Source organism: Campylobacter upsaliensis (assembly GCF_900637395.1).
Lineage (GTDB): Bacteria > Campylobacterota > Campylobacteria > Campylobacterales > Campylobacteraceae > Campylobacter_D > Campylobacter_D upsaliensis.
Genome location: NZ_LR134372.1, coordinates 982,548 through 995,101 on the forward strand (window position 1 = coordinate 982,548; position 12,554 = coordinate 995,101).

Consider the following 12,554-nt stretch of genomic DNA (forward strand, 5'->3'; position numbering starts at 1 on the left):
GGCTTAAAAGAAAGTTTTAAATTTACTTTTGTAAAATTAAGGCTTTAAATTGTGGTTAAGGAAAAAAATTGCAAAAATTCATCGATGAAATACAAAAGGCTAAAACGCTAAATGAACTGGAAAATCTTAGAATTTCCGTGCTTGGAAAAAAAGGTGTCCTAACGGCAGAATTTGCCAAACTTAAAGATTTAGAAGGAGAAGCAAAAAAAGAATTTGCGGCTAAAATTAACAATTTAAAGGAAGATTTTAATAAAGCTTTTGATGAAAAATTAAAAATTCTGCAAAATCTTGAAGTCAATGAAAAAATGCAAAAAGATGCCCTTCATTTTAGCTATTTTGATGAAAATACCCAAAAAGGGGCATTACATCCCGTTTTAAGCACTATGGATAAGATTATAGAATATTTTGTGGCACTGAATTTTAGCGTTGAAAAAGGACCATTGATTGAAGATGATTTTCACAATTTTGAAGCACTAAATTTACCCAAATCTCACCCCGCAAGAGATATGCAAGATACTTTTTATTTTAATGACGAAAGACTTTTACGCACACATACATCTCCTGTGCAAATTCGCACTATGCTTTCGCAAAAACCACCTATTAGAATGATAGCACCTGGGGCTGTTTTTAGAAGAGATTTTGACCTTACACATACGCCTATGTTTCACCAAATCGAAGGCTTAGTGGTAGAAAATGGTCAAAAAGTGAGTTTTGCGAATTTAAAAAGCGTTTTGGAGGATTTTTTGCGTTATATGTTTGGTGAGGTTAAAGTGCGTTTTCGTCCTAGTTTTTTTCCCTTCACTGAACCTTCTGCTGAAGTAGATATTAGCTGTGTTTTTTGTAAGGGCTGTGGATGTAGAGTATGCAAAAACACAACTTGGCTTGAAGTGATGGGCTGTGGGGTGGTCGATCCTAATGTCTATCATTTTGTTGATTATAAAAATGTTAGCGGTTATGCTTTTGGACTTGGAGTAGAGCGTTTTGCTATGCTTTTACACCAAATCCCAGATTTACGCTCTTTATATGAGGGCGACTTAAGATTATTGGAGCAATTTCGATGATAATTACAAGAACTTGGTTGAGCGAGTGGGTTAATATTGACGATAAAAACTTAGAGCTTTTAGTCAAAACCCTAAATTCCATAGGTTTAGAAGTCGATAAAGCTTATAGTCTAAAAGCTCCAAATAATGTAGTCGTGGGTCAAGTCATAGAAAAATTCAAGCACGAAAATGCCGAAAAATTAAGCGTTTGTAAGGTCGATATTGGCACAGAAATTTTACAAATCGTCTGTGGGGCGGCTAATGTCGCACAAAATCAATTTGTCGCCGTAGCTTTAAATGGTGCTAAAATGCCAAATGGCTTAGAAATTAAAAAGGCAAAATTAAGAGGCGTAGAATCTAATGGTATGCTTTGCTCTAGCGTTGAGCTTGGCTTTGGCAAAACAAATGATGGAATTTTGGTTTTAGATGAGAGCATAGGTGAGCTTGAGCTAGGTAGAGAATTAAATAGCTATGATATTTTTAACGATGAATTCATAGAAATCGAACTAACGCCAAATAGAGGCGATTGCCTTAGTGTTTATGGTGTGGCTAGAGATTTAGCCGTAGCTTTAGAACTTGACCTAAATGAAAAAAAAGAATTTAAAGAAAGCGAAAATGCACTCGGCATAGGACGCATTTTAAGACTTGGTGTAACTAGAGATCTTAATAGCCTCCTTATGTATAGAGCTTTCGAGCTTAAGGAGGAATTACATAATAAACTCTTAATCAATCTAAGGCTCGCACAAGCCGAACTTTTAAGCCAAAATTCCATAGAAAATTTACTCAATTACGCCACTCACTCAACGGGAGTTTTATTTAATGCTTATGATTTTGATAAGCTTAAGAAAAACAATGATGAGTTAAATTTCACCCTTAGCAAAGAAGAACAAGGCGAAAGTAAAATCAGCTGTCAAGAAGAGTTTTTAAGCATTAGCGGAATTTATCAAAATGCAAATTTAAAATGCGATGAAAAAACAAAAATAGTCATCCTAGAAGCACATTACACAGACCCTAGCATTATCGCACAAAGCAAAGGAAAATATCAAAAAGTCGATGAAAAAACTTTTTATAGAAGTTTTAGAGGAAGTGAGCCTAAACTAAATATTGGAATGGACTTTTTATTACAACAAATAGCAACAATCCAAGATGTTATGATTTACAGCTCTTCACAGCAAGTTTTAGACTACAAAAAAGAACAAATCATAACCATAAGTATAGAAACCATCAATAACACCATAGGACAAAATATAGATAAAGATGAAATTTTAAAAATTCTTAAGAAACTAGGCTTTGAGCTTTTGCTTTCAAATGACAGCTTAATTAATATTAAAGTGCCATTGCATCGCAATGATATTAAAAATATTTTTGATATTTGCGAAGAGATTGTGCGTATTGTAGGGATTGATAATATCATCTCAAAAGGCTTAGAATTTGTAGAAAAAAATCATCTTAATCAAACTTATAAAGACTACAAAGAACTTCTCAATTTGCGTCAAAATGCTGTTAATAATGGCTATTTTGAAAGCCTACATTATGTCTTAGATAATGAAAAAGAGCTTGAAATTTTTGGCTTTGACAAATTAGGCTTAAAACTAATCAATCCTATCACAGAAGAATTAAATACCTTACGCTCCACGCTTTTAAATCAGCTTTTAAACGCCGCAAGTCTCAATGCAAAAAATTCGCAAAAAATCATTAAACTCTTTCAAAGCGGAGCTGTTTTTAACGCTAAAAATGAAGAATTGCATCACATAGCCTTTATCCATAGCGGCTTCAAAGAAGAAGCAAAAATTTCTAATAAAGCAAAACCTGCCTTAGTCAATTTTTACGATTTTCTTTTAGATATGAGAAATATTTTGGGAGAATTTGAGCTAAAGGCTTCAAATTTTCACTTTTTAAGTCCGTATGAGCAAGCCTACATTTATAAAAATAATCAAAAAATAGGCTTCTTGGGTCGAGTGCATTTAAATCTAGAAACACAAAAAGATTTATCTAAAAGCTATGTTTGTGAGCTTGATTTAACACTCTTAAAAAACGAAGTGAAGGTCGCCAAAGCCTACTCCAAATTTCCAAAGGTTAGCAGAGATTTAAGCATACTTGTGCCTAAAAATTTCCCTTATGAAAACATCAAAGAAGCAATTCAAAAGCTCAAACTTGACCTTTTAGAGAATTTTAGACTAATCGATCTTTATAGTGATGAAAATTTGAAAGATTTATACAGCTTAACCTTAAGTTTTAACTTCAAATCTTTTGAAAAAACCTTAGAGGATAAAGAAGTCAATGCGTGTTTAGATACCATTTTAAAAGCACTCCAAGAACTAGGACTGAAACTAAGATGAAAATAAAAGCTCTTAACAAAGGCTTTAAAGCGGAGTTAGAGGACATCGCCACAGATAAGAGCATTAGCCACAGATTTGCCATTTTTGCACTTTTAAGCGATAAAACTAGTAGAGCGAAAAATTATCTTTTAGCAGAAGATACGCTAAATACACTCAAAATCATTGAAAATTTAGGCGCTAAAGTCGAAAGAAATGGCAGTGAAGTTTGCATTAGTCCTAGTGCTAAAATCAATGAACCTCCTTGCATTTTAGAGTGTGGAAATTCTGGCACAGCTATGCGTTTAATGATAGGTTTTTTAGCTGGGATTGAGGGATTTTTCGTTTTAAGTGGAGATAAGTATCTAAACAAAAGACCTATGAAACGCATTTGTGAGCCTTTAAAAAAAATAGGAGCTAAAATTATGGGAAGAGAGGAGGCAAATTTTGCTCCGCTTTGCATTGAAGGACAGAAGCTCAAAAGTTTTAATTATACTAGCGAAATTTCCTCAGCTCAAGTTAAAACAGCGATGATTTTAGCGGGCTTTAGAGCTGATAAGGTAAGTTTTTTTAAAGAAAGCTTTTTAAGTCGCAATCACAGCGAAAATATGCTGACTTTTATGGAAGCACCACTAAAAATTCAAGGGACAAGCCTTGAAATTTCTCCTCTTCAAAAGCCTTTAAAGCCACTTAATATCACCATACCAAACGATCCTTCTTCGGTATTTTATTTTATTCTTGCCGCACTTATCTTGCCTAATTCGCAAATTTGTATCAAAAATGTGCTTTTAAACCCTACAAGAATCGAGGCTTATAAGATTTTGGAAAAAATGGGAGCAAACATTTCTTACCATTTTGACGAAGAAAATTTTGAAAAAATAGGGACAATTTACGCCTCAAGTAGCAAATTACAGGCAGTGGAAGTGAGCGAAAACATCTCTTGGCTTATCGATGAAGCTCCAGCTCTTGCCATAGCTTTTGCTCTTGCAAATGGCACAAGTTTATTAAAAAATGCCAAAGAACTTCGCGTTAAAGAAAGCGATAGAATCAAAGCTATGGTTACAAATTTACAAAAATGCGGCATCAAAGCAGAAGAGCTAGAAGATGGTTTTAAAATCACAGGTGGCACACCAAAATCTGCTTACATAGAAAGCTTTGGCGATCACCGTATTGCTATGAGTTTTGCGATTTTGGGTTTAGTTTGCTCTATGGAGATAGATGATTATTCTTGCATTGCCACTTCTTTTCCTAATTTTACAACCATACTCGAAAATTTGGGGGTGCAAATTGATTATTGAATTGGCAAAAAATTATGGCTTTTGTTTTGGTGTAAAAAGAGCCATTAAAAAAGCTGAACAAATTAAAAACGCCGCTAGTATAGGTCCTCTTATTCACAATAATGAAGAAATTTCACGCTTACAAAATGATTTTAATGTCAAAACTCTTCAAAGTATCAATGACCTAAGTGATGAAAAAAAGGCTATTATAAGAACTCACGGCATTACTAAACAAGATTTAGCCCTACTTAAGAGAAAAAATATAGAAATTTATGATGCCACCTGCCCCTTTGTAACAAAACCTCAACAACTTTGCGAAAAAATGAGCGATGAGGGCTATGAGGTCGTTATTTTTGGTGATGAAAATCATCCTGAAGTTAAGGGTGTAAAAAGCTATGTTAGCACGAAAGCTTATGTGATTTTAGATGAAAAAGAATTATACAACATCAAACTACCTAATAAAATCGCTGTCGTTTCTCAAACCACAAAAAAAGTGGAAAATTTTATGAAAATCGTCAATTATTTAATGCTTAAATGCAAAGAAGTTAGGGTATTTAACACCATTTGTGATGCAACTTTTAAAAATCAAGAAGCCATTTTAGAACTCTCTCAAAAAAGTGATGTGATGGTAGTTGTAGGAGGCAAAAACTCAGCCAACACCAAGCAACTTTTTCTCATCGCTAAACAACATTGCGAAAATAGCTATTTAATCGAAACTCAAGAAGAATTAAAAGCGGAGTGGTTTAAGGACAAAAAGCATTGTGGAGTAAGTGCTGGAGCTAGCACACCTGATTGGATTATCAAAAAAGTGCTTGAAAAATTAGAAGAAATTGCTAACGAATCTAAAGGCATAAAATGTCCGTAAATACACAAAAAATAGAAAATATCTTCACTCAAATTTTTAAAATCTCAAAAAAAGAGATATTTAGCATAGAAAAAATCGGCGGTATGACAAATCAAAATTATCTAGTCAAAATTGCTAAAATGGGGGGGGGGGGGGGTATAAATAGCTATTGTATAAGGCTTACAAATGATACGACAAACAAGCTTATACAAAGAAATGATGAAAAACTTAACGACCATTTAGCAAGTAAAGCTAAATTTAGTGTGGAAAGTGTTTATTTTGATGAAAAAAGTGGGATTAAAATTACCAAATTTTTAAATAATTCTCATACGCTCAATCACAAAAATATACAAGATAAAAATATCTTACAACAAATCGCCTTAAAGCTTAAAGAACTACATCAAAGCAAATTAGAATTTAAAAACATTTTTAATATTTTTGATATTTATAAAAGATATTTTTCTTTGCTAAAACAAAAAGATATTTTTTATAAATATCACGAAAATATGGACTATATTTTAAAAGCTTTTGATAAGATTGATTTATATTTTCAACAAGAAAATATCAAGCTTTGCCCCTGTCATAACGACCTTGTTCCTGAAAACATTTTGATTAAAGATAGAATTTATTTGATTGATTGGGAGTATTCTGGTAAAAGTGATGCTTTATGGGAACTTGCTAATTTTATGATAGAAAGCAGGTTAAGTGCTGATTTAAAAGAGATATTTTTACAAAGCTATTTTAAGCGTCAAATTAGTGCAAAAGAAACATTGCATCTTAGTTATTATGCCTTTTGTTGTGATGTTTTATGGACTCTTTGGACAGCTTTAAAAGAAGAAAATGGTGAGTTTTATGGAAATTATGGCTTTATGAGAATAAATAGAGCATATAAACAATTAAAAAGCTTAAAATTATGAATAATTTAGGCTTAATTACGGGCATTTTATCAGGTCTTTTTTGGACACTTAGTGGAATTTTTTATGTTAAAATTAACGAATTTAATAATGCTTCTCATCTCATCTTTATACTACTTTTTTGTATAGAATTTACCCCTTGGCTCTTTTTAACTTTTTCACTTTTATTTTTGAAAAAATATTTCGTTTTTGACATAAAGCTTATCTTAGCTTTCATCGCGGGCTTTATCGCAGGACCTGTGGCGATGTATTGTTATCTTAATTCTATTGTGTTGATAGGATTGAGTCTTAGTGCTTCCATTACAAGTTTATATCCTATATTTGCTACCTTTTTAGCGCTTATATTCTTAAAAGAAAGGTTAAATTTATTGGGTTTTTTGGGTATATTTTTAGCTTTTGGTGCTTTATTTTTACTTTTTTTTGAAAAATTTCATTCTCATCTTTTAGGATTAAGCCTAGCTTTTATTTGTGCTTTATCTTGGGGAACAGAGCTAATTTTAAGCTCACTTGTTTTAAAAAAAATACCAACAGCAAGTGTTTATTACGCAAGGCAAAGCGGCTCTAGCTTTGGTTATATTGCATTAATCTTAATTCAAAAACCAAATTTTATTTTACAAGATTTTATTTCTTTCAATTTTTTATTTGTATTATTTTTTCTCATTTTTTTCTGGGCTATGTCGTATTTTTTATACTATTTTACCATTGCAAAAATAGGAATCATCAAGGCTATGATGCTAAATGTTTCTTATGTGATATGGCTTGTTTTATTCGAACAAGAAATTGAATTTAAGCAAATGATTTTAACTTTTTTTATTTTTATTGGCATTAATTTAGTTTTATTTTCAAAAAGGAACAAATGATGAATGCGATTATTTTGGCGGCTGGTCTTGGGAGTAGGTTTAAAGAACTTTCAAAAAAAACCCACAAAGCTTTGTTAAAAATACAAGGTATGGCTAACATAGAGCGAACCATCCTTTATCTTAGGGAAGCTAGGATTAATGAAATTTACATAGTTGTAGGACACTTAAAAGAGCAGTTTGAATATTTGAAAGAAAAATACGATGTGAAGTTAATTTTTAATGAAAATTATGAAAAATATAATAGCATTTATTCTTTTTACAAAATCAACGAATTTTTTAACGATAGCTTTGTGATTGATTGTGATGTGGTTTTAAATGAAAATATTTTTTTACAAAAGCAAAATTTTAGCACCTATTATTGCATATTAAGAAATGCTAAGGGTGAATGGTATGTAAAATTAGAAAAAAATTTCATCATAAGCATCGATACTTCTTTATCAAATGGTTTAGCCTTGCTTGGAGTTTCTTATTTTTGTATGAGCGATTGCTTAAAAATAAGAGAAAATTTAAAGAAATTTCTAAAACCCATCTACTTGCTAAACAAAAAATTGTATTGGGATAATATCATTTTAGATATGCTTTCTAGCCTAAAAATACAAGCAAAAGAGGTTAAAAATTGCTACGAAATGGATAATTTAAAAGAATATAAGGAGATTTTAAAACAATGCAAGAAATAACTTTAGACGAGTATAAAAAAGCCTTGCTTCATTTGCTTGATTATTTTGATACATTTTGCAAAAAGCATCAAATTAGCTATTCTTTAGGTGGTGGCACATTAATAGGAGCGGTAAGACACAAGGGCTTTATCCCTTGGGACGATGATATTGATATTTATATGTATCACAGCGAATATGAAAAATTTGTAAAACACTGGAAAGATACGCAAAACATTACTCTAGCGGGTTTATACGATAAAAATTATAGATGTTTTTGCTGTTTTGACAAAATTTACGATTCTAATTTTATATTTGAAGATTACACTCATCAATTTGGAAATCTCTTTTTAGATATTTTCATTTATGATTTTGTGCCTGATAATCCCAAATTTATCTACAAAAATATTCAAAAAATAAAATTTTTCAAAAAGCTTACTAGATCTTTTGTTAAACTCTCTCATAAATATGGCTTGATGAGGGGCATTTTTCTCTCTTGTGCCAAACTATTAGAAAAGAAGACCTTAAGTTTATTAGAAAAATGGCGTTTAACATACACCGATGCAAACTGCGAAAATATCGCTATTTTTATGAGTGAATATGCAAAATCAGAGCATTTTATTATGCCTAAGCAGTATTTTAGCAATGTCGTTTATCTCCCTTTTGAAGATAGAAAGTATCCTTGTATGAATAATTATGATGAGCATTTGAAAAAATATTATGGTGATTATATGAAATTACCTCCTATAAACGAAAGAGTTGCTCCCCATAGTTTCAAATATTATAAAGCAAATTGAAAAGGTGTTTAAAATTTGCGAAAAAATACGCAAAATTAACCCTTATTAACAAATTTTTAGATAAAATTTAGCATTTATTTAAATCAAAAAAAAAGGACCACGATGAACGAGGCGAACAAAAAAGTTCAAAATAATATAGAAGATCTTTTTGAGGAAGAAGAAGATTTTGGAAAGCTTTTGGATGCTTATGATAAATCCAAAGAAGAGGCGATTTTCGAAGGTAAAATAGTCGCCATTAAAAACGATGAAGTCTATGTAGATATAGGCAAAAAATCGGAAGGCTTGTTGGCTCTTGAAGAAATTCAAGATGACAAAGGAAATTTAATTTTTAATGTAGGCGATAGCATTAAGGTCGCTACTATGGGTTCTCGTGGTGGTAGAATTGTTGTTTCTCACAAAAAAGCTTTGAGAAAAGAGAAAGTTGTTGAATTCATTAAAAACTATAATGAAGAAAATGAAAACATTTTTGATGTCAAAATAATAAGCAAAAACAAAGGCGGACTTGTCGCTGTTGATAATGATGGCGTGGAATTTTTCATCCCTAAATCCCAATACGGCTTTAAAGACTCAAATAATCCTATTGGTAAAAATTTTAAAGTCAAAATAATCAAAGTTGATAAAGAAGAGCAAAGCATTGTGGCTTCTAGAAAAAGGGTTTTAGAAGATGAAAGAAAAAAACGCAAAGAAATCATTAGCGAAATTTTAGACAAAAATGAACTCATTGAAGGACTTGTGAAAAAAATCACCACTTATGGTATGTTTGTTGATGTAGGTGGTATAGACGGGCTTGTGCATTATAGTGAAATTTCATATAAGGGTCCTGTAAATCCTAGCTCTCTCTACAAAGAGGGCGATAAAGTGCCGGTTAAGATCATTAAATATGATAAGGACAAAAAACACCTCTCCTTATCGATAAAAGCAGCCTTGCCAGATCCTTGGAGCGAGATAAAAGATAGTTTGGAGGTTGGAGATACGATTAAGGTTGTCGTTTCAAATATCGAGCCTTATGGGGCTTTTGTCGATTTGGGTAATGACATTGAGGGCTTTTTGCATATTAGTGAAATTTCTTGGAATAAAAATATAAAAAATCCAAAAGATTATATTAGCAAAGGTGAAGAAATTGATGTTGAAGTCATAGAAATTAATTCAGATGAAAGAAGATTGAGGGTTTCTCTTAGAAATTTACTTTCAAAACCTTTTGATGAATTTAGTAAAACGCATAAAGTTGGTGATATGACTCAAGGAATTGTTACCTCCATTACCGCTTTTGGTGCTTTTGTAAAAATTGACAATGTTGAAGGGCTTTTACACAATGAGGATGCCTCTTGGGATAGAAACGATAAATGCAAAGAACTTTTTAAAATCGGCGATGAAATTAAAGTAAAAATTATCAAAATTGACGAAGATAATCAAAAAATTTCACTCAGCACGAAAGAATTAAAAAATAGCCCCATTCAAGAATATGCCAAAATTCACAAAGTCGGTGATGTAGTCAAAGGTATAATTCGAGACATAAAAGACTTTGGAATATTTGTGGAGCTTAGCGAAAATGTAGATGCGTTGATTCACAAAGAAGATATTAGTTCGGCTATGCTAGAAACTTTAAAAATTGACGATGAAATAGAAGCAGCTATTGCCTTTATTGATGAAAAGAAAAATAGAATTCGTCTAAGTGTCAAAAATTTATTAAGACTTAAAGAAAGAGAAGTTTTAAATGAAATCAATGGCGATGATAAAATGACTTTAGGCGATATCATCAAAGAACAGCTATCGTAAAAATATGAAAAAATACGCCCTCATAGGCATTTTAAGCGTTTTAACGCTTATTTTGCTTATTGTTATTTTTGTTTTATTGTGGAATTTTAAATCAGATTCTGATTTTTTTCCGCAATTCATAAAAGAAAATAACACCACAAAAGCCGTTTTAGACAAAACTAAAACTTGGCAACAAGAACTTGCAATGTGGCCTGTAAAGGACTTTACTCCAGCAGCGGAACAATTTCGCTTATATTTTGATGCGGATACAAGTGAGCTTAAAGAAAAAAATAAATATTATCAGCTCATTATCAATAAATACGACATTTACTCTATGTTTTGCTTAAGACAAACACTTGATTCTTTTAAGGTTAAATACTTTTTACTAAAATCCATAGAAAGCCCCGAAATTTTCTTAGATACAGACAATCAAAAACTTATAGAAGAAATCATAAATGAACTTAAAAAATATAAAATTAACACTCAAGCAAAGGAGATTTGGTTATGAAAAAAAAAATTATAGTATGCGATGCTATCTTAGATAAAGGTGTGCAACTTTTAAGAGAAGCAGAAGACATAGAGCTAATTGAAGCAGCTAAAGTTCCTAAAGATAAGCTTTTGGCTATGCTAGAAGATGTTGAAGTTGCTATTACAAGAAGCTCAACAGATGTTGATGATGCTTTTCTTAAACACGCCAAAAAGCTTAAAGCTCTCGTTCGAGCTGGTGTTGGGGTTGATAATGTCGATATTCCAAACTGCTCCAAACAAGGCGTTATAGTTATGAATGTCCCAACAGCCAACACCATAGCAGCCGTAGAGCTGACTATGGCACATCTTATCACCTCAGCAAGATCCTTTGTAAATGCACATAATTTCCTTAAAATCGAAAGAAAATGGGAGAGAGAAAAATGGTATGGCATAGAACTTAAGGGCAAAACTTTGGGCATTATAGGCTTTGGTAATATAGGCTCAAGAGTTGCTATTCGCGCTAAGGCTTTTGGTATGAAAATTTTAGCTTATGACCCTTACATTGGTGCTTCCAAAATCACAGATTTAGGTATGAAGCAAGCAAAACATTTAGATGAAATTCTTACCCAAAGTGATTTCATTACAATTCATACTCCAAAAACAAAAAAAACAAATGGTATGATAGGCAGCAAAGAAATCGCAAAAATGAAAGATAAGGTTAGATTAATCAATTGTGCAAGAGGGGGTTTATATACAGAAGATGCGTTATGCGAAGGGCTTAAAAGTGGTAAAATCGCTTGGCTTGGAATTGATGTATTTGACAAAGAGCCAGCCATAAATCACCCTCTTTTGGACTTTGAAAATGTCTCCGTTACCTCTCATCTTGGTGCAAATACCTTAGAAAGTCAAGAAAATATAGCCATAGAGGCGTGTGAACAAGCCTTAAATGCCGCTAGAGGTGTGGCTTATCCAAATGCTTTAAATTTGCCTATTAAAACGGAAGATTTGCCACCTTTTGTTGAGCCTTACATCGAGCTTATATCCAAAATGGCATTTTTAGCCGTGCAAATTGACAAAAGTCCCGTTAAATCCATAAAAATCGAAGCTGAGGGCAATATAAGTGATTATGCAAATTCTATGCTAACTTTTGCAACAGTTGGTACATTAAGTGGAATTTTGGGAGAGAATATTAATTATGTTAATGCTGAATTTGTTGCTAAAGAAAAAGGCATAGAGCTTTCTTGCGAAACCCTACCAAATAGCGGTTATAACAATAAGCTTAGCGTCAAAATAGCAACGGACAATTCAAGCATTACCGTTTCTGGCACGGTTTTTAACGAAAATGAGCAAAGAATAGTGGGCTTAAATGGCTTTAAAACAGATTTTAAGCCAAAGGGCAAAATGCTTATTTTTAAAAATAAAGATATTCCGGGAGTTATTTCAAAAATAAGCTCCACGCTCGCAGCACAAAACATTAATATAGCAGATTTTAGACTGGGACGCGATGGCTTTGGCTATGCTTTAGCTGTTGTTTTGGTCGATGAAGTGATTTCCAAAGAAGTTTTAGATGAGCTTAATAAACTCGAAGTTTGCGTCTTTGTTCAATATGTAGAAATTTAATTTATGTGCGT

Annotated in this window: 11 protein-coding genes; all 11 read left to right on the forward strand. The window is 32.2% G+C overall.

From position 1 onward, the window contains the following. Window positions 1-68 precede the first annotated feature (68 nt). The 11 genes from pheS (at window position 69) to serA (ending at window position 12,543) form a co-directional block, all read left to right on the forward strand. Window positions 69-1,061: a phenylalanine--tRNA ligase subunit alpha gene (gene pheS / locus EL158_RS05015; RefSeq protein ID WP_027303772.1), complete on the forward strand. Its 993-nt coding sequence runs from the start codon at window positions 69-71 to the stop codon at window positions 1,059-1,061. After that, window positions 1,058-3,379: a phenylalanine--tRNA ligase subunit beta gene (pheT, locus tag EL158_RS05020; RefSeq protein WP_027303773.1), complete on the forward strand. Its 2,322-nt coding sequence runs from the start codon at window positions 1,058-1,060 to the stop codon at window positions 3,377-3,379. The genes pheS and pheT overlap by 4 nt, the downstream gene beginning before the upstream one ends. After that, on the forward strand, window positions 3,376-4,653 hold the full coding sequence (aroA, locus tag EL158_RS05025) for a 3-phosphoshikimate 1-carboxyvinyltransferase (protein ID WP_027303774.1): 1,278 nt from the start codon (window positions 3,376-3,378) through the stop codon (window positions 4,651-4,653). Before pheT ends, aroA begins: the two co-directional genes overlap by 4 nt. After that, window positions 4,643-5,497: a 4-hydroxy-3-methylbut-2-enyl diphosphate reductase gene (locus tag EL158_RS05030; RefSeq protein ID WP_034955725.1), complete on the forward strand. Its 855-nt coding sequence runs from the start codon at window positions 4,643-4,645 to the stop codon at window positions 5,495-5,497. The genes aroA and EL158_RS05030 overlap by 11 nt, the downstream gene beginning before the upstream one ends. Then, window positions 5,488-6,393 (forward strand): choline kinase family protein, encoded by a 906-nt coding sequence (locus EL158_RS05035; protein WP_081788086.1) that lies wholly within the window; start codon window positions 5,488-5,490, stop codon window positions 6,391-6,393. The genes EL158_RS05030 and EL158_RS05035 overlap by 10 nt, the downstream gene beginning before the upstream one ends. Beyond that, complete coding sequence (locus EL158_RS05040; protein WP_027303776.1) at window positions 6,390-7,250, forward strand: EamA family transporter; 861 nt, start codon at window positions 6,390-6,392, stop codon at window positions 7,248-7,250. The genes EL158_RS05035 and EL158_RS05040 overlap by 4 nt, the downstream gene beginning before the upstream one ends. After that, a complete protein-coding gene (locus EL158_RS05045; RefSeq protein WP_197718615.1) occupies window positions 7,247-7,927 on the forward strand; it encodes an NTP transferase domain-containing protein in 681 nt (226 codons plus the stop codon). The genes EL158_RS05040 and EL158_RS05045 overlap by 4 nt, the downstream gene beginning before the upstream one ends. Next, on the forward strand, window positions 7,915-8,700 hold the full coding sequence (locus EL158_RS05050; RefSeq protein ID WP_027303778.1) for a LicD family protein: 786 nt from the start codon (window positions 7,915-7,917) through the stop codon (window positions 8,698-8,700). Before EL158_RS05045 ends, EL158_RS05050 begins: the two co-directional genes overlap by 13 nt. A 102-nt stretch (window positions 8,701-8,802) precedes the next feature. Next, window positions 8,803-10,476: a 30S ribosomal protein S1 gene (locus EL158_RS05055; protein ID WP_027303779.1), complete on the forward strand. Its 1,674-nt coding sequence runs from the start codon at window positions 8,803-8,805 to the stop codon at window positions 10,474-10,476. Between the two features lie 4 nt (window positions 10,477-10,480). Then, the gene (locus tag EL158_RS05060; protein WP_004275021.1) at window positions 10,481-10,963 is read left to right on the forward strand and encodes a hypothetical protein; all 483 of its coding nucleotides are present in this window, start codon (window positions 10,481-10,483) and stop codon (window positions 10,961-10,963) included. Next, on the forward strand, window positions 10,960-12,543 hold the full coding sequence (serA, locus tag EL158_RS05065; RefSeq protein ID WP_027303780.1) for a phosphoglycerate dehydrogenase: 1,584 nt from the start codon (window positions 10,960-10,962) through the stop codon (window positions 12,541-12,543). The genes EL158_RS05060 and serA overlap by 4 nt, the downstream gene beginning before the upstream one ends. The last annotated feature ends 11 nt before the right edge of the window (window positions 12,544-12,554 follow it).